Source organism: Actinomadura rugatobispora, from assembly GCF_055379765.1.
Genome location: NZ_AP029191.1, coordinates 3,666,146 through 3,686,301, shown reverse-complemented (window position 1 = coordinate 3,686,301; position 20,156 = coordinate 3,666,146). Strand labels below are relative to the sequence as shown.

The window sequence follows — 20,156 nt, the reverse complement described above, 5'->3', positions numbered from 1 at the left end:
GTGCGCGCGTCGTGGTCCAGTGGTGGTCCACCTGCGGGAAGGTTCCGTTCGCTTGGGGCGTAGCGGGAACATGACGCAACCGTGCGGTAGTTGGATGAGACTGAACAGCGCTTAGCTGGGGAACGTCTCTCGGTGGGCAGCACCGGGCGGCCTCCTCGGGGCGGGCTAGATTGATTGGTGCCAGCACCTGCGGAAGGACAGGTTCGGACATCCCGGACTCTGACCAACCGCTCTGTGAGGAGCGACGAGATGTTCGAGAGGTTCACCGACCGTGCGCGTCGGGTTGTCGTTCTGGCTCAGGAAGAGGCCAGGATGCTCAACCACAACTACATCGGTACCGAGCACATCCTCCTTGGGCTGATCCATGAGGGCGAGGGTGTGGCCGCCAAGGCCCTGGAGTCGCTGGGGATCAGTCTGGAGGCGGTGCGGCAGCAGGTCGAGGAGATCATCGGCCAGGGTCAGCAGGCGCCGTCGGGGCACATCCCGTTCACTCCGCGTGCCAAGAAGGTGCTGGAGCTGTCGCTGCGTGAGGCGTTGCAGCTGGGTCACAACTACATCGGGACCGAGCACATCCTTCTGGGGTTGATCCGTGAGGGTGAGGGTGTCGCGGCTCAGGTGCTGGTGAAGCTGGGTGCGGATCTGAACCGGGTGCGGCAGCAGGTGATCCAGTTGCTGCACGGGTACCAGCAGGGCAAGGAGCCCGCGGCCTCGGGCGGTCCGTCGGAGTCGGCGCCTTCCACCTCGTTGGTGTTGGACCAGTTCGGGCGGAATCTGACGCAGGCGGCGCGTGAGGGCAAGCTCGACCCGGTGATCGGCCGGGACAAGGAGATCGAGCGGGTCATGCAGGTGCTGTCCCGCCGTACCAAGAACAACCCCGTGCTGGTCGGGGAGCCCGGTGTCGGTAAGACGGCGGTGGTGGAGGGGCTGGCGCAGAAGATCGTCAAGGGTGAGGTGCCCGAGACGCTCAAGGACAAGCAGCTCTACACCCTTGACCTGGGCGCGCTGGTGGCCGGCTCGCGTTACCGCGGTGACTTCGAGGAGCGCCTGAAGAAGGTCCTCAAGGAGATCCGCACGCGGGGCGACATCATCCTGTTCATCGACGAGCTCCACACCCTCGTCGGTGCGGGCGCCGCCGAGGGCGCGATCGACGCCGCCAGCATCCTCAAGCCGATGCTGGCCCGCGGCGAGCTGCAGACCATCGGTGCCACGACGCTGGACGAGTACCGCAAGCACCTGGAGAAGGACGCGGCGCTGGAGCGCCGGTTCCAGCCGATCCAGGTGGCCGAGCCGTCCCTGTCGCACACCATCGAGATCCTCAAGGGCCTGCGCGACCGCTACGAGGCCCACCACCGGGTCTCCATCACCGACAGCGCCCTGGTGGCGGCGGCGCAGCTGGCCGACCGCTACATCTCCGACCGGTTCCTGCCGGACAAGGCCATCGACCTGATCGACGAGGCCGGCTCGCGGATGCGGATCCGCCGGATGACCGCGCCGCCGGACCTGCGCGAGTACGACGAGAAGATCGCCGACGTCCGCCGCGAGAAGGAATCGGCGATCGACGCCCAGGACTTCGAGAAGGCCGCGGCCCTGCGCGACTCCGAGAAGCAGCTCCTGGCCCAGAAGGCGCAGCGGGAGAAGGAGTGGAAGGCCGGCGACATGGACGTCGTCGCCGAGGTCACCGACGAGCTCATCGCCGAGGTCCTCGCCACCGCCACCGGCATCCCGGTCTTCAAGCTCACCGAAGAGGAGCAGACCCGGCTGCTGCGCATGGAGGACGAGCTGCACAAGCGCGTCATCGGCCAGGAGGACGCCATCAGGGCCCTCTCCCAGTCGATCCGGCGTACGCGCGCCGGTCTGAAGGACCCCAAGCGCCCGGGCGGCTCGTTCATCTTCGCGGGGCCGTCGGGTGTCGGTAAGACCGAGCTGTCCAAGACGCTGGCGGAGTTCCTGTTCGGGGACGAGGACGCGCTGATCCAGCTGGACATGTCGGAGTTCATGGAGAAGCACACCGTCTCGCGGCTGTTCGGCTCCCCGCCCGGCTACGTCGGGTACGAGGAGGGCGGCCAGCTCACCGAGAAGGTGCGCCGCAAGCCGTTCTCGGTCGTGCTGTTCGACGAGATCGAGAAGGCCCACCCCGACATCTTCAACTCGCTGCTGCAGATCCTGGAGGACGGTCGCCTGACCGACGCCCAGGGCCGGGTGGTGGACTTCAAGAACACCGTCATCATCATGACGACCAACCTGGGGACGCGCGACATCTCCAAGGGGCAGTCGCTGGGCTTCACCCGCGCCAACGACGAGCAGGGCTCGTACGAGCGCATGAAGGCCAAGGTGAACGAGGAGCTCAAGCAGCACTTCCGTCCGGAGTTCCTCAACCGTGTCGATGACACGGTGGTGTTCCACCAGCTGACGCCGAAGGAGATCATCCAGATCGTGGATCTGATGATCGCCAAGGTGGACGAGCGGCTCAAGGACCGGGACATGGGGATCGAGCTGCGGCAGGAGGCCAAGGACCTGCTGGCCGAGCGCGGCTACGACCCGGTGCTGGGCGCCCGTCCGCTGCGCCGCACGATCCAGCGCGAGATCGAGGACAACCTGTCGGAGAAGATCCTCTACAACGAGGTCAAGGCCGGCCAGATCGTCATCGTGGGCACCGAGGGGACCGGCGAGGAGGCCAAGTTCACCTTCAAGGGCGTCCCGAAGCCGTCCACGGTTCCGGACAGCCCGCCGCCCATCGAGGGCGCGGTCAACTTCAACAAGGACTGACCGAGCGAGCGACGAAAGGGCCCGCTCCCAGGGTGTGCACCCGGGGGCGGGCCCTTCGCCATTCCCGGAGAGCGTCCGCCCGCGCCTTTGCCGCCGCCTGGGAAGTCGCCGGAATCAGGTGATACGACGCCGTATCCGGCGGATACGGGATTCTGCTTGATCGGGAGCGGCGTTTCCGTCTTTGACGCGCCGCAGCAGCCGGTATTCGATCACCTCGTTCAGCGGCGTGTCAGGGGCCTTGCGCCACTGGGCGTTGGCGGGACGCTTTTCCTTGAGGCGCTGTTCGACCGCGTCGTCGTGCCTCTCGTCCGGAACGCCCCGGGCCTGCCCCAGCGTCTGGCGGACGCGGTGGCGCTCGGTGCGGTGCCTGATCCGCCGGTTGCGCGGGATGTTCTTGCGTGACGACTTGTGGTTCTCGCCGTAGAGGTTGCGGCGGTCCTTGAGATAGCTCAGCCGCTTCTTCTCCTGGGGTGTCCGACCACTCATGCGCGCGAGGCTAGGTCGCGGACGGCGTGCGGCCAACCGGATTTTGTCGGAGGCGGCTCGTAGGGTTCGAACATGCGATCGAATCTGCGTGGTTCGGCGGTGGACTTCCGGTCCCGGTTGCAGGGCGAGCTCCTGGCGCGGCTGCTGCTGGGCCCGGCGCGGGAGTCGAGCATGCTGGACCTCGCGGTGATGCTCCGTACCGACCTCGGCACGGTCGTCCGGGAGGTGGAACGCCTGGCCAGAGCGGAGGTGCTCGTCCTCCGGCACACCGAGACCGGCAGGCTGGTCTCGCGCAACGCCGCCACCCCGCTGTACGAGCCGCTGGTGCGTCTGCTGATGCTGACGTTCGGGCCGTCGGCCGTCGTCGCCGAGGAGTTCGGGAAACTGCCCGGAACGGAAGAGGTGCATCTCTTCGGGGCGTGGGCCGACCGCTACGCGCAGCTCCCCGGCCCGCCGCCCGGCGACGTGGAGGTACTGGTCATCGGCTATGTCCAGCGCGAGCCGGCGTTCGACGCGGCCCAGGAGGCCACCGCGCGGCTCGGCCTCCCCGTGCACCCGGTGGTGCGCACGCCGGCGCAGTGGGCGAACGACGACGACCCGTTCCTCCGCGAGATCAGGGCGGGCGGCCTGGTCCGCGTCCTCCCCGCCTACCCGGTCAGCCGCCGGCCCTCCGACCCCCGGCCAGGGAGGTGAACCCGTCTCTCCCACGCAGCGAAAGCGCATGGTCGCCAGTGGTGCTGCAGCAGGCCCCGACGGATCTGAACGCCGCCCACCGCATTTCCGGCGCGGCGGCCGACCGGCAGCGCCCTGGGGCAGCGGCGCACCTGGACCCGCGCCCCCCTCGGAGACACGGCGCTCTCGGCCGTCAGCCGCGCCGCTACGCGCGAGCCGGCCGACGGCTCCTCGCGGCGCGGGCCTCGCTCACCTGCAACCGCCGAGGCCCCGGTCCGGGACGTCCCGGCGCGCAACGCCCGTTGCGCCATCACCGGGGCGGTCCGGTCGGGGCTGCCCGAGATCGGAGAAGCGCCGGTGCGAGTGGTCACGTCCGTTCCTGACCGAGGTCGGGATGACCAGAAGGGCGGAGAGGCACAAGGCCTGCGGAGGGGCCGCAAGGCCACGGCATGACCGCCATGGCGCACCGGGCAGGCCGGAATTCCGCCCTCAGGAGGGAGGACGTCAATGGGGATGACCGTTGTGGGCGAGCCAGCCATCGATCTCCGCGTTCAGCCGGGCCTTCGTCGCCGACGGCGCGAACGACGCCGCCACGCCCGCGCGGGCCAGCTCCGCGAGCACGGTGTCGTCGTAGCCGAACGCCTCCCTGATCAGCGCGTACTCCCCGGCCAGCGATGTCCCGGTCATCGCCGGGATGTCGGTGTTGACCGTGACCGTGAGCCCCGCCGCCCGCAGCCGCTGAAACGGGTGCTCCGACAGCGACGGGGCGAATCCCAGGGCCACGTTCGACGACGGGCACACCTCCAGGGGCAGCCGCCGCTCCCTGACCTCGGCGACCAGGTCGGGATCGTCGAGGACGCGGATGCCGTGTCCGAGTCGTTCGGTCCTCCCGCCCGTGATGGCCTGGCGGATGCTCGCGGCGCCCTCAGCCTCGCCCGCGTGGTGGACGACGTGCAGCCCCGCGTCCCCGGCGGCCTCGAAGACCGCCACGAACGGGTCGCCCGGGTGCGCCTCGTCCCCGGCCAGGCCGACCGCGACCACCTGCTCGTACCGCCGCCCGAGGTCCAGCGTCCGCCAGGCCCGCTCCACCGACCGGCGGCGCGAGTGGTCGAGGATCAGCCGGCACTCGATGCCGAACTCCGCGCCGCCCCTCTCCAGGCCCTCCAGCACGGCCTCAAGCGGCATCTCCAGCGCGCCGAGGCGTTCCCCGTGCCCGGCGGCCGTGAACGACACCTCGGCGTACTGCGTGCCCTGTGCGGCCTCGTCCTCGCAGTACTCGTAGGCGATCCTGCGAAAGTCCTCGGGCCGCTGCAGGCAGGCGCGCACGAGATCGTTCTGTACGAAGAAGTCCGCGAAGCCCCCGAACGAGTGCCCCGCCGCCAGATGCTCCGGGACCGCGACCCCGTTGCGCTTCCCTATCTCGCGAAGCGTGGACCACCGCACGGTGCTCTCCAGGTGGACGTGCAGATGAGCCTTGGGCAAACCAACAAGATCGCGCACCGGCTCAAGCTAGCCCTTCCCTCCACCCCCGGGCGAAGCATTTTCCGGCCCCCACCAGGCACGCGACCACCCCGATGGGCTTTCCGAGCACGCCCGGGACACGCTCGATGCCCTGGGCGGGGCCCCAGCCGCGAGCCGGCGCCCTGCTGCAACGCCGCCCTGAAGCGCTGGCACCCTGCGCCAGCGGCTACGGCGGCGGTGGGCGAGTACAGGATGCGCCGCCCATGGATGTGGCTGGCGCCCCCTCGCGCGGACCGGCGCGCTGGGCTGGGCGCTGGCGCGGGAGCCGCACGCGCCGTTCGGCGCACTGCAGCGCGTGGCCCAGCCAGGAGCGGCGGACGGCGTGACCGCGCCCTGAACCGTCCTGCCGTCGGCTGCTGCGCTACCAGGGCTGCAGTGGTCGCAGGAAAGCGTCGCTGCGGGCCTCCAGCACTGCGGCCGGGCGCGTCAGGGCCACCTCGGCGTACGCGTCGTGCGCGCCGGGGCCACCGCGGCGCACGCGTCGTCCGCGCCGGCGGCGGCGCGCTGCGCGCCGGGGCGCATCCTGGTTCGCCGCGTTCTGGTCGCTTGGTTCAGTTGGACGTGGGGCCGTCCTTGCTTGCCGTTCGAGGCTGTATGGCGAGCTCGTGGGGAGATTTTCGGGGGCGGGTGTCGATTGCGGGCGGTCTCGTTCGCCGTAGTGGGTGAGGGGCGGCACCGACGCCCCGGAGCGAAGGAGGCGGCATGCGGAAGCTGATGGTGATGGCACTCGTGTCCCTGGACGGGGTCGTGCAGGCGCCGGGTGGGCCCGACGAGGACCGCGAGGGCGGCTTCGAGCACGGCGGGTGGGCCGTGCCGTACATCGACCGGCAGGTCATCGGGCTCAATGAGGAGCTCACTGGCCGGGCGGGCGCGCTGCTGCTCGGACGCAGGACGTACGAGACGTTCGCGGCGACCTGGCCGCTGGCCGAGGCCGATGATCCGATCGGGTCCAGGATGAACGGGCTGCCCAAGTACGTCGCGTCGCGGACCCTGGAGGCCGTCTCGTGGCAGAACTCGACCCTGCTGACCGGCGACGTCGTCGAGGCGGTGAGGAGGCTCAAGGAAGAGGAGGGCGGTGAGATCCAGGTCCACGGGAGCGGCGGGCTCGTCCAGACGCTCATCGAGCACGACCTGGTCGACGAGTTCCATCTGCTGGTGGTCCCGGTGCTCATCGGCTCGGGCAAGCGGCTGTTCGCGGAGGGGACGGTCCCGTCCGGCCTCGCGATGACCGGTACCGCGACGACGGACACCGGCCTGGTCGTCAGCACCTACGCCAGGACGGGCAAGCTCGAATACGGTGCGATGGGCCCGGAGACCGGGAACTGGTGACAGGGGGGAACGATGCCGCAGTACGCGATCCTGATCTATGAGAAGGAGACGCCCGGGGGCGTGGACGACATCCCGCCCGAGGTCATGGAGGCCAACCTGGCCGCCGGGGAGAAGATCGCCGCGATGGGGGCGCGGGTCGTCCACGAGCAGGCGCTCGAGCCCAGCGCGAAGACGCGGACGATCCGCAGGGGCGGCGTGGTCACCGACGGGCCGTTCCTGGAGAGCAAAGAGGTGATCGCCGGGTTCTTCGTGGTGGAGGCCGCCGATCTCGACACGGCGGTCGCCATCGGCAGACTACTCCCGATCATGGACGGCGCCGTCGAGGTGCGGCCGTTGCTGGTGGTGTGACCGGGGTTCGGGAGGCGGTCGCCGACGCGCACCGTCGCGAGTGGGCCGCGGTGCTCGCCGCGACGGTCCGCGTCACCCGTGACCTGGACCTGGCCGAGGAATGCGTCCAGGACGCCTACGCCGCCGCGCTGGACTCCTGGACGCGCGGCGGCGTCCCGTCCAGGCCGGGAGCGTGGCTGACGACCGCGGCCCGCCACAACGCGCTGGACGCACTGCGCAGGGCGGCGACCCTGAGGTCCAAGCTGCCCCTTTTGGTCGAGCCGCCATCGGACCGCCCAGCCGATCCGGTGGTGCGCGACGACCGGCTGCGGCTGGTCTTCCTGTGCTGCCATCCGGCGCTGGCCGTCGAGGCCCAGGTGGCGTTGACGCTGCGGCTGGTCTGCGGCGTGGCGACGCCCGACGTCGCCGCGGCGTTCCTGGTCTCCGAGCCGACGATGGCGGCCCGGATCACCCGGGCGAAGAAGAAGATCGCGGCGGCCCGGATCCCGTTCCGGATGCCCGCCCTCGCCGAACTTCCGGACCGGTTGGACGCCGTGCTCACCACGATCCACCTGCTCTTCACGACCGGCCACACCGCGCCCGCGGGACCCGATCTGACCCGGAACGATCTTGCCCAGCGCGCTCTCGACCCGGCGCGCATGCTGCGGTCCCTGATGCCGGACGAGCGCGAGGTGCGGGGCCTGCTCGCGCTGATGCTGGCCAACCACGCCCGCCGGGCCACCCGTACCGCCGCGGACGGCCGCCTCCTGCCGCTGGAGGAGCAGGACCGTTCGGCCTGGGACCGGGACGCCATCGCCGAGGCGGACGGCTTGGTCGAGAGCGCGCTCCGCGGCGGCGCCCCCGGCCGGTTCGCGCTGCAGGCCGCCATCGCGGCGCTGCACGCGACCGCGCCGTCCTACGAGGACACCGACTGGGACCAGATCCTGGTGATCTACGACGAGCTGGTACGGATCTGGCCGTCGCCGGTGGTCGCCCTCAACCGTGCCGTGGCGGTCGCGATGACCGACGGTCCAGCTCTCGCGCTGGCCGAGATCGAGGCCCTCGAACGGGACGACCGGCTGTCCGGCTACCGCTACCTCCCCGCCGTCAAGGCCGACCTGCTTCGCCGCCTGGGCCGGACCGCCGACGCCGCCGCAGCCTACGAACGCGCGATCGCCCTGACCGCCAACGAGGCCGAACGCGCCTTCCTGACGTCCCGCCTCACCGAGACCACCGCTCGGGGCAACGGCGCAGCGCCGAAGCCTTCCTCGTCCTAGGGCCTTCTCAGGCAAACAGGACGCCTTCTCTTCAAGGGTCGGCCGTTGTCGTACTCACTCCGTCCGGGCACGCTCTCATCGGGGAGGCAGCATGCCAAACCCCGCCAGATCGCCCCTTGTTTTCGTTCGGAAACCTTGTCAAGGACAAGCCTTCGACTCGTCGGCAAGGCAGCCCGTACGCCTTATCGGCGAGCACGGGCCCCTGGTCGGCCCGGATAATGCGTCAAGGGCGGTTGTCAGAAAGCGGGTCAAGTCACCCCTATTTTCTTGGACCGAGCGGCCATCGGCATGCGCAGCCGGGATGTCGATCAGATCAGGTTCATGCGTCAGGCCAGGCCGCCCATGCGCTGGAGCTGGTCGGCGACCAGCTCCGCCTGGCGGAGGTCGCGGGTGATGGCATGCACGTCGTGGCCGAGCATGGCGCGGGCTCGTTCCGTCCACAGCACGGCGCGCCGGTTCTTCGCGGGCAGGGCGCGCGGTTCTACCGCGTCGGTGTGGGCCAGCGCGGGGGCGCCTCGCCGGACTCGACGGCCGCCAGACCCCGGCGTTCGCGGGGGCGTAGCGGTCTTCGCCGAGTTCCGCAGCGTGGCGGGCCGCCTCCGCCGCATTGGTCGTCCGTCGATCTGGCGGGCGACCGTACAGCTGGTGGAAAGAGCGGCCGGTTCGACGAACTGCGCGTGTGCGCACGACCGTACGCCGGGGCGCCCAGCTGCCTGTGCTCGCCCGCGATCCAGGACCTCGTCGGGTGCAGGAGCGGCAGGCACGTACGACGAGCCGCATGGCCTCGGCACGCACGGGCCCGTCAACGCCTGCCGCGTGCACCGCGGAGTTCGCGTTCGGGTTGACCCTGACGCGACAGGAGCCTCGACGATCAGAGGCATGAGCGACTACATCAGTCCCGTGCCGATGCCCGCCGCCGACGCGGTCGCCCCCGAGCCCTACCGGGACTTCTACGGCATGCCGATGTTCATCACCGTGCCCGCCCGCGACCTCGCGGCGTCGAAGGACTTCTGGATCCGCGGGCTCGGGTTCGTCGACCTCTTCACGATTCCGGACCGGCTGACGCATCTGCGACGCTGGGCCTTCCAGGACGTGCTGCTGGTGTCCGGGGAGCAGGACGGGGAGGCCCCGGCGCTGAGCACCAGCTTCTCCTGCGTCCTCGGCCAGATCGACGAGATCGCCGCCCGCTGCGAGGAGCTCGTGCCGGGATGCACCAGCGGTCCGAGGGAGATGCCATGGAATTCCATCGAGTTGACGGTCGTCACGCCGGAGAACGCGCGGATCGTGATGACGGCCGCCCAGCCGATCGATCCGCGCAGTGCGAAGGCGGACGAGTTGCGGGCGATCGGTATCGAGATCCCGGAGGGCTGACGGTCGGTCGGGCGGCGGCGCTCGTCGGGGTGAGCGTGAAGACGCTGCACCACTGGGACGCGATCGGCCTCGTGCGTCCGGGCGGGCGCACCGGGGGCGGGTACCGGGTGTACTCGGGGGACGACGTCGCCCGGATCCACCGCGTCCTCGTCTACCGGGAGCTGGGGTTCCCGCTCGCCGAGATCGGCCGGATCCTCGACGACCCGGACGCCGACGCGCGCGACCACCTGCTCCGGCAGCGCTCGCAGCTCGTCGAGCGCATCTCCCGCCTGCGGGCCATGGTGGGCGCGGTCGACCGGATGCTGGACGCGTCGGGCACCGGGATGCGGTTGACGCCGGAGCAGCAAGTCGAGATCTTCGGCGCCGACTGGCGGCCCGACTGGACCGCGGAGGCCGAGGAGCGCTGGGGCGGCAGCGCGCAGTGGGCGCAGTACGCCGAGCGGGCCGCCCGGATGACCCCGGAGGACTGGAGGCGGGTCGCGGCCGAGACCGAGGCCTTGAACGCCGATTTCGCCGCCGCGCACCGGGCGGGCGTCGCGCCCGGCTCGGACGGGGCGAACGTTCTCGGGGAGCGCCACCGGACGCTGCTCTCGACGTACTTCGACTGCACGCACGCCATGCACGCCTGCATCGGGCGGATGTTCCTCGAAGACCCGGGGTTCGCCGCGTACTACGACGGGATCGAGCCCGGCCTCGCGGTCTGGCTGCGCGATGTGATCTTCGCGAACGCCGAGGCGCACGGTGTCGACCCTGCCTCCGCGGTATGGGAGTGACCTGGGGCCCGTCCCAAAGCGCGGCTAGGCGGGGAGGGCGTAGCGGCCGTCGTCCAAGGGGTCTACCAGGCCGTCGGCTACCAGGGCGTCCAGGGCGCGTTCGCGTTGGACGGGGTCGGACCACACCGCGTCCAGGGCGGGCTTGGCGACCGGCCCTTCGGCGTCGCGGAGCACCGCCAGGAGGCGGCCGCGGCATTGGCGGTCGGTGCCGGCGTAGGTCTGGCCGCGGCGCGGCGGGCCGTCGTAGGCGGGACGGCCCGCGCGCTGCCAGGCGCATCGGGCGATGACCGGGCAGTCGACGCAGCGGGGTGTCCGGGCCGTGCAGACCAGGGCGCCCAGCTCCATGACCGCCACCGACCAGCGGGCGGCCGTGGGCGGGTCCAGGGGCAGGAGCGATTCGGCGAGCCGTACCTCGGCCCTCGTCTGGGACTTCGGCGGGTACTCCTCGGCCGAGCACAGCCGGGCCAGGACGCGCCGGACGTTGGTGTCCAGGACGGCATGCCGCTGCCGGTAGGCGAAGCTGGCGACGGCGGCGGCCGTGTACGCGCCGATGCCGGGCAGGTCGAGCAGGGCCTCGTGCGAGGACGGGACCTCGCCGTCGTGCCGTTCCACGATCGCGGTGGCGGTGGCGTGCAGGCGCAGCGCGCGGCGCGGGTAGCCCAGGCGGCCCCAGGCCCGTACCGCCTCGCCCGACGGCTCGGCGGCGAGTGCGGCGGCCGTGGGCCAGCGCTCCATCCAGGCGTGCCAGACCGGCAGCACGCGGGCGACGGGGGTCTGCTGCAGCATGATCTCGCTGACCAGCACTCCCCAGGGGGTGGCGTCCGGCGCCCGCCACGGCAGGTCACGGGCGTGCTCGTCGTACCAGTCGAGGATCGGATCGGTGATGGCTGTGCTCATGATGTGCCGCCATTCTGGCACGGCGGGTCGGCACGCCAACGAAGATCAAAGAACGCATACTTTCCGTATGGGTTCGGAAGCGGAACGTGATCTCGGGGAGGAGCGGTACTGGCGGCGGCGCGTGGCCGCCCTGGCCGGGGTGTTCGGCGCCATCGCGTTCGTGGGTTGGGCGTGCTCCGCGTCCGGAGGGGAGGAGGCGGAGGTGGAGACCGCGGCCCCGTCGGTGCCGGCCGCGATGCCGACCGTCACCGTGACCGCGAAGGTCACCAGGAGCGCGCGGCCCGTCCGGAGCGAGGGCTGCGCTCCGAAGTCCGTCGTCGTCACCCTGACGCCGGACAGTGGCGCCTACGGGCCCGGCGGGCGGCCCGAGTTCCGGGTGACGGCCGTCAACACCGGGTCGCGGCCGTGCCGGTTCGACGTGGGGTCGCACCATCTGGACCTGCGGATCACCTCGGGGGACGACCGGGTCTGGTCGTCCGCCGAATGCGTCCCCGGCCGGGCGTCGGAGGTGCGCACGCTGCGGCGGGGCGTCCCGTACGTCGACACCGTGGTCTGGGACCGCAGGCGCTGCACGGGGGAGCACGCCCGTCCCGGCACGTACGTCGCCTCCCTTCACTCCGGCACCGTCCGCGTGCCCGGGAAGGTCTTCCGGCTGAGCTGACCGCCGCGAGCGTTAGATCTGCGGATCGCAGGGGTCCAGGACTCCCACCACCTGGTGATTAGGGCATGGGTGTAATCGGGTCGGAGCGGAGTGTGACCACTCAGACGTACCGTTCGAGGATCGACGACTCCGCGAGCCGCGACAGGCCCTCGCGGACGCTGCGGGCCCGGGCCTCGCCCACGCCGCCGACGCCCTGCAGGTCGTCGATGCTGGCGGCCAGCAGCTTCTGCAGCCCGCCGAAATGCTCCACCAGCCGCTCGACCACCAGGCTGGGAAGCCGGGGGACCTTGGCCAGCAGCCGGAAGCCCTTGGGGCTGACCGGCAGGTCGAGGGCGGCGGGGCCGGAGAACCCCATCACCTCGGCCACCGTGGACAGGTCGAGCAGCTCGTTGGCCGACAGCCCGTCGAGGTCGGCCAGGACGGCGTCGAAGCCGCGGTCGCGGGCGTCCGGCGACGGGTAGTCGCGGACGATCAGCTCCCGGTCGACGTCCACCCCCGACACCAGCTCGTCGAGCTGCAGCGACAGCAGCCGGCCGTCGGTGCCCAGCTCGACGACGTAGCCCTCGATCTCGTCGGCGATCCGGCGGACCATCTCCAGCCGCTGCACGACCGCGCTGACGTCCCGGACCGTGACCAGGTCCTCGATCTCCAGGGCCGACAGCGTCCCGGACACCTCGTCGAGCCGCAGCTTGTAGCGCTCGAGCGTGGCCAGGGCCTGGTTGGCCTTGGACAGGATGGCCGCCGAGTCCTCCATGACGTAGCGGATGCCGTCGAGGTAGAGCGCGATGATGTGCATCGACTGGCTCACCGAGATCACCGGGTAGCCGGTCTGGCGGGCCACCCGCTCGGCGGTGCGGTGCCGGGTGCCGGACTCCTCGGTCGGGATCGTCGAGTCGGGCACCAGGTGCACCGCGGCCCGGACGATCCGCGAGTGCGAGCCGTCGAGGACGATCGCGCCGTCCATCTTGGCCAGCTCGCGCAGGCGGGTGGCGGAGAACTCCACGTCGAGCTCGAACCCGCCGGTGCAGAGCTCCTCGACGAGCTTGTCGTAGCCGAGCACGATCAGCCCGCCGGTGTGCCCGCGCAGGATCCGCTCCAGTCCGTCGCGGATCGCCGTGCCCGGGGCCACCGCGGCGAGCGTGGCGCGGCGTCGTTCGTCATGACCCTTGTCGTGTGCTGGCACCTGGCCCCCGGAGGTCGCTGGACGGCGTCAGTTTACCGAGGAGCCCTCGTCACGGGTTCCCCACCTGGCCCTAAGCGTGAACAGTGTGGCGCAACACTCCGGTGTGAAGAGGGTTACGGTGCTGTAAAGGCCACCTGCAACGCCTGCGTCAGACTGTCCACTTCCATCACTTTCATGCCTTCATAGCTCATCAGTTGAGGATCGGCACGTTTGAGGGGGGTTCCGTCGCCGAGTTCGAGGGAGCCCCGCGGCACGACGGCGTGCTTGAAACCGAGCCGCGCGGCCTCGGCCAGGCGGCGCTGCACCCCCGGTACGATCCGTACCTCTCCGGCCAGCCCGACCTCGCCCAGCGCGATCAGGCTGCCGGACAATGACTGTTCCACGGTCGACCCCGCCACCGCCAGCGCCAGCGCGAGATCGACCGAGGTCTCCGAGAGCCGGACGCCGCCGACGGTGGAGACGTACACGTCCTGCTCGTGCATCGAGATCTTGCAGCGCTGGGACAGCACGGCCAGCACCATCGCGACCCGCGAGGTGTCGAGCCCGGACGTGGCGCGCCGCGGCGAGGGCAGGTGGGACTTGGCGACCAGCGCCTGCACCTCGGCGACCAGCGGCCGCCGCCCCTCCAGCGTGACGGTGACGCAGGTGCCCGGGACGGGCTCGTCGCGGCGGGTCAGGAACAGCCCGCTGGGGTCGGGCACGCCGACGATCCCGACCTCGGACAGGTCGAAGCAGCCCAGCTCGTCGGTGGGGCCGTAGCGGTTCTTGACCGCGCGGATCATGCGCAGCCGGCTGTGCCGGTCGCCCTCGAAGTACAGGACGACGTCGACCAGGTGCTCCAGCAGGCGGGGCCCGGCGATGGCGCCCTCCTTGGTGACGTGGCCGACCAGGACGACCGTCATGCCGCGTTCCTTGGCGACCCGGATGAGGTTGGCGGCGACCTCGCGGATCTGGGTGACGCCGCCGGGGGCGCCGTCGACCTCGGAGGTGCCGATCGTCTGGATCGAGTCGACGACCAGGAGCGTGGGCTCGACCTGGTCGATGTGGCCGAGCACGGCCGACAGCTCGGTCTCGGCGGCGAGGTAGAGGTCGTCGGTGATCGCGCCGACGCGGTCGGCGCGCAGCCGCACCTGCTCGGCCGATTCCTCGCCCGTGACGTACAGCACCGGCCGCCGCCCCGCCCGGTCACCGTCCGCCCCGCTGCCGTCCGGCGCGGCGCCGCCCGTTGTGCCGCCGCCGCGCGTCGTGCCGCCGCCACGCGTCGTGCCGCCGCCACGCGTCGTGCCGCCGTCCGGGGCGCCGTTCTCGGGGCGGTGGCCGTTCTTGGACGGGGGCGGGCCGTCCGGCGCGCCGTCGGCGGCGGTCTGGAACGACTCCGGTGAGGAGGCCAGCGCGGCCACCTCCAGGAGCAGCGTGGACTTGCCGATGCCCGGCTCGCCGGCCAGCAGCAGCACGGCGCCCGGCACCATGCCGCCGCCCAGGACCCGGTCGAGCTCGTCCAGGCCGGTCGGGCGGGTCTGCGCGGACCGGACGTCGACCTGCCCGATGGGCCGCGCCGGCGCGCTGACCGGCCCGGCCGCGACGACCCGCGCCGGGGTGGCGGATCCGGCCTCGGTGACCGAACCCCAGACCTGGCACTCCCCGCAGCGCCCCACCCACTTGGAGGTCTGCCAGCCGCACTCCGCGCAGCGGTAGGTCGGCTTCGCCGTCTTCGCCTTCGCCATGCGCGGAAGCGTAGAGGTCCGGACCGACAGCCGCGGCGCGGCGGCGCGCGTCCGGTCAGGCGGCCAGGGCCTTGTGCGCGCGGTGGACGAGGTCGAGCAGGTGGTCGGTGACCGCTCCGGGACGTTCCAGCATGGCCATGTGCCCGGCGCCCGGGACCACCTCCAGCCGGGCGGACGGCACGCATTCGGCGATCGTGAAGCTGTGCTCCACCGGGGTGAGCCGGTCGTGTTCGGCGCCGATGACCAGGACGTCGGCGTCGCCCAGGGCGGCGCAGTCGCTGATCACCTCGTGGGTGAGCATCGAGTGCAGGAAGTCGAGGAAGGCGTCCATCCGGGTGTCGGCCATCATCTCCTCGGCGAACGCGACCGCGGCGGGCCCGGCGTCCGGGCCGAAGGCGATCAGGTCCTCGATCAGCATGGAGCCGCTGCGGCCCAGGTGCCGCACCTTCTCGATCACGGCCGAGCCCGCTCCGGCGGCGCGCAGCGCGCGCGGGACCAGGACGCGGGTGGCGCGCGCGAGGGCCACCGGCAGGCCCAGGGAGACCTCGGCGAGCGCCCCCGAGGACGTGCACAGCAGCCCCGCGCCGACCACCCGGCGGCCGATCTCCTCGGGGAACTCGTCCGCGTACCGCATGATCGTCATGCCGCCCATGGAGTGCCCGACCAGCACGATCGGGGTGTCGGCCGGGACGGTCGCGTCGATCACTGCGGCGAGGTCGTGCGCGAGGCGGGGCAGGTCGTTGCCGTCGCGCTCGCCGCCGTCGGAGCGGCCGTGCCCGCGCTGGTCCCACAGGACGAGCCGGCCGTGGCCGCGCAGGGCCTTGCGCTGGAAGTGCCAGGAGTCCTGGGTGAGCGTCCAGCCGTGGCAGAACACGATGGCGAGGTCGGTGCGTTCGATGCCGTCGATCTCGGCGTACAGGCGGGTGCCGTCGTGGGCGCGCACCGGCACGGGGCGCCCGCGCACCGATCCGAAGGGTTCGCCCGCGTACGGGTCGGGGCGGAGCTGGAGGCGGCGCAGGGCGCGGCGCTGCGCGGCCAGCCCGGCCCCGGCGGCGCCCGCGCCGAGCGCGGTCACGGCGAGGATGTTGCGGCTCGTCCTGGCGGCACGACCCATGGATGCGTCCCCTTCACGCCCAGTGACCCACTGGTCAGTAACACGGGTTCAGAGGCAACGCCACCACAGATTCACCGCGTAGTCCACCTCCAGGCCCGCGTGCTCGCGCAGCACCGCGTCGGCGAGCTCGGCGGGGAACTCGATGCGCAGCACGGCGGCGAAGTCCTCGCGGCTGCCGAACTCCCAGCGGATGGTCAGCGGCTCGCGCCGGAAGCCGCGGCGCGTCCAGAAGCGCTCGACCGCGGCGGGGTCGTAGGAGGGCAGGCCGCGGCGGAACCAGCCGCCGAAGGTGGACCGGGTGGCGTCGTTGTCGATGATGAAGATCGCGCCGCCGCGCCGGACGACCCGGTCGAGCTCGGCCAGCCCCGGTTCGCAGCCGGGGCCGAAGAAGTAGGCCCAGCGGGCGTGGACCACGTCAACGGAAGCGTCCGGAAGCGGCAATGTCTGGGCCGCGCCGATACGAACGGTGACGTTCGGGACGTCCTGCACGCGCCGCCGGGCGGTCGCGGCCAGCCCGGCATGCGGCTCCACGCCGATCACCCGGGCCGCCTCGCGGGCGAAGAGCGGCAGGTGGAAGCCGGTGCCGCAGCCCACGTCCAGCACCGTGGCCCCGGCCCAGGGACGGATCGCGCGCATCGCCGCTTCCAGCGTCCCGTCGGGGTCCACGGCACGGTTCTCGATCTCGTACACGTGCGGGGAGTTCCAGATGTTGGGGCTCGGCACGGCCCCCGGTGCGATCGCGGCCACGGAGACCCAGGGTAGTCATTCCGGACGTCAAGATATCGGTTCACCGGCTCCCGAGGGTTCCTTCGGCTTCGCGGGCGCATAGGCTTTCGGTCCAGGGAACTGCTCAGCGACCACCCAGGCGAGGGAGCCTTGACCCCGCAGCACAACGGCGCCACCGTCCCGGCCATCCGCGTGCCGGACGCTCCTATCACGCTCTCCACCGCGTCGGTCTATCCGGAGAAGGTGCCCAGCGCCTTCGAGATCGCCGCGATGCTGGGGTACGACGGCGTCGAGGTCATGGTGTCCACCGACGCCTCCTCGCAGGATCTCAACGTGCTGCGCCGGCTGTCCGACTACCACCAGGTGCCGATCAAGTCGATCCACGCGCCGTGCCTGCTCCTGACGCAGCGGGTCTGGGGGCGGGAGCCGTGGGGGAAGTTGGTGCGTTCCAAGGAGGTGGCCGAGGAGCTGGGCGCCGAGGTGGTCGTCGTCCACCCGCCCTTCCGCTGGCAGCGCGAGTACGCCCGCGAGTTCGTCGAGGGCCTGGCCCGCATGCAGGACGAGACCGACGTCCTGTTCGCGGTCGAGAACATGTTCCCGCTGAAGGCGCGCGGCGCCGAGGCCGGCATGTACCTCCCCGACTGGAACCCGGTCGACCAGGACTACCCGTACGTGACCCTCGACCTGTCCCACACCGCCGTCTCGGGCTCGGACGCCCTGGAGATGGCGGGCGAGCTGGCCGGGCGGCTGCGGCACGTCCACCTGGCCGACGGCGTCGGCATCACCAACAAGGACGAGCACCTGGTTCCCGGCCGGGGCAACCAGCCGTGCGGGCCGATGCTGGAGAAGCTGGCCGACGACGGCTACCACGGCCACATCTGCCTGGAGGTCAACACCCGCCGCGCGGCCAGCCGGGCCGACCGCATGGAGGACCTCGCCGAGGCGCTGGCGTTCGCCCGCCTCCACCTGGCCGCCGCCGACCACACCTGGGAGGTCACCTCGGGCGGCGAGGTGACGCGGCGGAGCGTGCGGTGACCGAGCCCGTCCGGCCCGGCGGGAACGGCACCGACCGCCGTTCCGGGCGGGGTCCCGGGCGGCGTCCCGGCCCGACCGAGACCCGCGAGGCGATCCTGGCCGCGGCGCGCGACCTGTTCGCCGAGAAGGGGTACGACGGCGCCTCCCTGCGCGCCATCGCCCGCGCCGCCGACGTCGATCCGGCCCTGGTGCACCACTTCTTCGGGAACAAGGAGGGCGTGTTCGTCCAGGCCATGCAGTTCCCGGTGGACCCCGAGAAGCTGGTGCCGCGGATCCTGGGGGCGCCCCGGGACCGGCTGGGCGAGACGATGGTCCGCACGTTCCTGGAGATCTGGGGCGACGAGGAGCGCCGCGCGCCGATCCTGGCCATGCTCCGCTCGGCGATGACCAACGAGCAGGCCGCGGTGATGATGCGGCAGTTCGTCAGCGCGGCGCTGTTCCGCCGGGCGGCGGAGACCCACCGGATCCCGATGCTGCGCATCAACGCAGCCGTCGGGCAGATGATCGGCGTGGCGCTGCTGCGGTACGTCCTCAAGGTCGAGCCGATCGCCTCGGCCACCGACGAGGAGCTCGTCGAGCTGATCGCGCCGGCCGTCCAGCAGTACCTCGGCTGATCGCCCCCTTCCCTTTCTCCTTCCCGCACCCCGCCCGGGGCCGGTTTCGTTGCTGGGTTCTTCCGTGCCGCCGGGGTCGGCGGGGTTGACCGCGGCGCATCGCCGACTTAAATTCAACACATGATGAGTTCCGACGGATCCAGCCCGGCGGTGCGCGTGCGCGACCTGCGGGTGGACCGGGGCGGCCGGCCGGTCCTGCACGGGCTCGGCTTCGAGGTGCCGCGCGGCTCGGTGGTGGGGCTGCTCGGCCCGAGCGGCTGCGGCAAGACCACGCTGATGCGGGCCGTGGTGGGCGTGCAGATCGTCAAGGGCGGCGAGGTCACGGTGCTCGGCCTGCCCGCCGGGTCCGCGGGGCTGCGCCGCCGCGTCGGGTACGCCACCCAGTCCCCGGCCGTCTACGCCGATCTCACCGTCCGCGAGAACATGCGCTACTTCGCCGCCGTCCTCGGCGCCCCCCGCTCCGACGCCGACCGGGTGATCGACGAGGTCGGCCTCGGACGCCACCGCGGCCAGGTCGCAGGCACCCTGTCCGGCGGGCAGCTCAGCCGCGCCAACCTGGCCGTCGCGCTGCTCGGCACGCCCGAGCTGCTCGTCCTGGACGAGCCCACCGTGGGCCTGGACCCGGTGCTGCGCCAGGAGCTGTGGGAGCTGTTCCGGGAACTGGCCGATCGCGGCGCCACCCTGCTGGTCTCCAGCCACGTCATGGACGAGGCGGTCCGCACCGACCGGCTGCTGCTGATGCGCGAGGGCCGGATCCTCGCCGACGGCGCCCCCGAGTCGCTGCGCGACCGCACCGGCGCCGCCGACCTGGAGGGCGCCTTCCTCCACCTGATCACCGAAGGGGCCGGCGGCGGAGCCACGGCGGCCGAGGGGAGCGCGGCATGAGCGTCTCCATCACGCTGGCCACGATGCGCCGCATCCTGGGCCAGCTCCGGCACGACCACCGCACGATCGGCCTGATGGTCGGGGTGCCGGCGCTGCTGATGATCCTGCTCAGGTACGTGTTCGACAAGCCCGGGACCTTCGACCGGATCGGCCCGATGCTGCTCGGGCTGTTCCCGTTCGTGATCATGTTCATCGTGACCAGTGTCGGCACGCTGCGCGAGCGCACCAGCGGCACGCTGGAGCGGCTGATGACCATGCCGATCGGCAAGCTGGACCTGCTGCTGGGCTACGCGCTGGCGTTCGGCCTGATCGCGCTGGTGCAGGTCGGGGTGGTGCTGGGGATCTCGCTGACCTGGCTCGGCCTGGACCTGGCCGGCTCGGGGTGGACGCTGCTGCTGGTGGCGGTGCTGGACGCGCTGCTGGGCATGGCGCTGGGCCTGTTCGCCAGCGCGTTCGCCCGGACCGAGTTCCAGGCGGTGCAGTTCATGCCGGCGTTCGTCCTGCCGCAGACGCTGCTGTGCGGGCTGATCGTGCCGCGCGACCAGATGGCGTCCTGGCTGGAGGCCATCTCGAACGTGCTGCCGCTGTCGTACGCGGTGGACGCGATGCAGCGGGTCACGGTGGAGAGCGGCTTCTCCGGCGGGCTGACCCGCGACGTCGTCGTCATCGGCGCCTGCGCCGTGCTGGCGCTGCTGCTGGGCGCGGCGACGCTGCGCCGCCGCACCGACTGACCCCCCGATCGGACGGTCCGGGAGGGGGATAACGTCCCGCCTTTACCACAAGATCGGCAAGAGT

General features: G+C 71.7%; 19 protein-coding genes. 12 read left to right on the top strand and 7 right to left on the bottom strand.

Annotated features, from left to right (window positions below):
- Positions 1 to 249 precede the first annotated feature (249 nt).
- On the top strand, positions 250 to 2,766 hold the full coding sequence (locus ACZ466_RS15740) for an ATP-dependent Clp protease ATP-binding subunit (protein WP_464043765.1): 2,517 nt from the start codon (positions 250 to 252) through the stop codon (positions 2,764 to 2,766).
- 114 nt (positions 2,767 to 2,880) lie between these two features.
- Here the strand turns inward: ACZ466_RS15740 and ACZ466_RS15735 are convergent, their stop codons facing one another.
- Positions 2,881 to 3,252, bottom strand: coding sequence for a hypothetical protein (locus ACZ466_RS15735; protein ID WP_378290651.1), 372 nt, complete (start codon positions 3,250 to 3,252; stop codon positions 2,881 to 2,883).
- Between the two features lie 72 nt (positions 3,253 to 3,324).
- Here ACZ466_RS15735 and ACZ466_RS15730 point away from each other — a divergent pair, with 72 nt between their 5' ends.
- Positions 3,325 to 3,945 carry a hypothetical protein gene (locus tag ACZ466_RS15730; protein ID WP_378290649.1) on the top strand — a complete coding sequence of 207 codons (621 nt, stop codon included), beginning with the start codon at positions 3,325 to 3,327 and terminating at the stop codon, positions 3,943 to 3,945.
- A gap of 483 nt (positions 3,946 to 4,428) precedes the next feature.
- Here the strand turns inward: ACZ466_RS15730 and add are convergent, their stop codons facing one another.
- Positions 4,429 to 5,406, bottom strand: coding sequence for an adenosine deaminase (gene add, locus ACZ466_RS15725; protein WP_378290644.1), 978 nt, complete (start codon positions 5,404 to 5,406; stop codon positions 4,429 to 4,431).
- Positions 5,407 to 6,147: 741 nt separating this feature from the next.
- On the opposite strand from add, the gene ACZ466_RS15720 reads away from it, so the two are divergent.
- From ACZ466_RS15720 to ACZ466_RS15700, 5 genes are all read left to right on the top strand, one after another.
- Positions 6,148 to 6,774 (top strand): dihydrofolate reductase family protein, encoded by a 627-nt coding sequence (locus tag ACZ466_RS15720; RefSeq protein ID WP_378290642.1) that lies wholly within the window; start codon positions 6,148 to 6,150, stop codon positions 6,772 to 6,774.
- Between the two features lie 12 nt (positions 6,775 to 6,786).
- Complete coding sequence (locus ACZ466_RS15715; RefSeq protein ID WP_378290640.1) at positions 6,787 to 7,122, top strand: YciI family protein; 336 nt, start codon at positions 6,787 to 6,789, stop codon at positions 7,120 to 7,122.
- Positions 7,119 to 8,378, top strand: coding sequence for an RNA polymerase sigma factor (locus ACZ466_RS15710; protein ID WP_378290638.1), 1,260 nt, complete (start codon positions 7,119 to 7,121; stop codon positions 8,376 to 8,378). The genes ACZ466_RS15715 and ACZ466_RS15710 overlap by 4 nt, the downstream gene beginning before the upstream one ends.
- An 879-nt stretch (positions 8,379 to 9,257) precedes the next feature.
- A complete protein-coding gene (locus ACZ466_RS15705) occupies positions 9,258 to 9,749 on the top strand; it encodes a VOC family protein (protein WP_378290636.1) in 492 nt (163 codons plus the stop codon).
- Positions 9,746 to 10,522 (top strand): MerR family transcriptional regulator, encoded by a 777-nt coding sequence (locus tag ACZ466_RS15700; protein WP_378290655.1) that lies wholly within the window; start codon positions 9,746 to 9,748, stop codon positions 10,520 to 10,522. The genes ACZ466_RS15705 and ACZ466_RS15700 overlap by 4 nt, the downstream gene beginning before the upstream one ends.
- Before the next feature lie 24 nt (positions 10,523 to 10,546).
- On the opposite strand, the gene ACZ466_RS15695 is transcribed toward ACZ466_RS15700, so the two are convergent.
- A complete protein-coding gene (locus ACZ466_RS15695) occupies positions 10,547 to 11,419 on the bottom strand; it encodes an HhH-GPD family protein (RefSeq protein WP_378290634.1) in 873 nt (290 codons plus the stop codon).
- Positions 11,420 to 11,486: 67 nt separating this feature from the next.
- Here ACZ466_RS15695 and ACZ466_RS15690 point away from each other — a divergent pair, with 67 nt between their 5' ends.
- Positions 11,487 to 12,080: a hypothetical protein gene (locus ACZ466_RS15690; RefSeq protein WP_378290632.1), complete on the top strand. Its 594-nt coding sequence runs from the start codon at positions 11,487 to 11,489 to the stop codon at positions 12,078 to 12,080.
- A 100-nt stretch (positions 12,081 to 12,180) separates the two neighbouring features.
- Here the strand turns inward: ACZ466_RS15690 and disA are convergent, their stop codons facing one another.
- The 4 genes from disA to ACZ466_RS15670 form a co-directional block, all read right to left on the bottom strand.
- Positions 12,181 to 13,263: a DNA integrity scanning diadenylate cyclase DisA gene (disA, locus tag ACZ466_RS15685; RefSeq protein ID WP_378290630.1), complete on the bottom strand. Its 1,083-nt coding sequence runs from the start codon at positions 13,261 to 13,263 to the stop codon at positions 12,181 to 12,183.
- Positions 13,264 to 13,376: 113 nt separating this feature from the next.
- Entirely contained in the window at positions 13,377 to 14,987 is a 1,611-nt protein-coding gene (gene radA, locus ACZ466_RS15680; protein ID WP_378290628.1) for a DNA repair protein RadA, read from the bottom strand.
- A 55-nt stretch (positions 14,988 to 15,042) separates the two neighbouring features.
- Positions 15,043 to 16,101, bottom strand: a complete 1,059-nt coding sequence (locus ACZ466_RS15675; RefSeq protein WP_378290626.1) for an alpha/beta fold hydrolase — start codon at positions 16,099 to 16,101, stop codon at positions 15,043 to 15,045.
- 48 nt (positions 16,102 to 16,149) lie between these two features.
- A complete protein-coding gene (locus ACZ466_RS15670; protein WP_378290623.1) occupies positions 16,150 to 16,848 on the bottom strand; it encodes a class I SAM-dependent methyltransferase in 699 nt (232 codons plus the stop codon).
- A 129-nt stretch (positions 16,849 to 16,977) separates the two neighbouring features.
- Between ACZ466_RS15670 and ACZ466_RS15665 the strand changes: the two genes are divergently transcribed.
- The 4 genes from ACZ466_RS15665 to ACZ466_RS15650 all read left to right on the top strand — a co-directional run bounded on the left by ACZ466_RS15665 (position 16,978) and on the right by ACZ466_RS15650 (position 20,092).
- Positions 16,978 to 17,862, top strand: coding sequence for a sugar phosphate isomerase/epimerase family protein (locus ACZ466_RS15665; RefSeq protein WP_378290621.1), 885 nt, complete (start codon positions 16,978 to 16,980; stop codon positions 17,860 to 17,862).
- Complete coding sequence (locus tag ACZ466_RS15660; RefSeq protein ID WP_378290619.1) at positions 17,859 to 18,476, top strand: TetR/AcrR family transcriptional regulator; 618 nt, start codon at positions 17,859 to 17,861, stop codon at positions 18,474 to 18,476. Before ACZ466_RS15665 ends, ACZ466_RS15660 begins: the two co-directional genes overlap by 4 nt.
- Before the next feature lie 120 nt (positions 18,477 to 18,596).
- Positions 18,597 to 19,361, top strand: a complete 765-nt coding sequence (locus tag ACZ466_RS15655) for an ABC transporter ATP-binding protein (RefSeq protein ID WP_378290617.1) — start codon at positions 18,597 to 18,599, stop codon at positions 19,359 to 19,361.
- Entirely contained in the window at positions 19,358 to 20,092 is a 735-nt protein-coding gene (locus ACZ466_RS15650) for an ABC transporter permease (RefSeq protein WP_378290615.1), read from the top strand. Before ACZ466_RS15655 ends, ACZ466_RS15650 begins: the two co-directional genes overlap by 4 nt.
- Positions 20,093 to 20,156 lie beyond the last annotated feature (64 nt).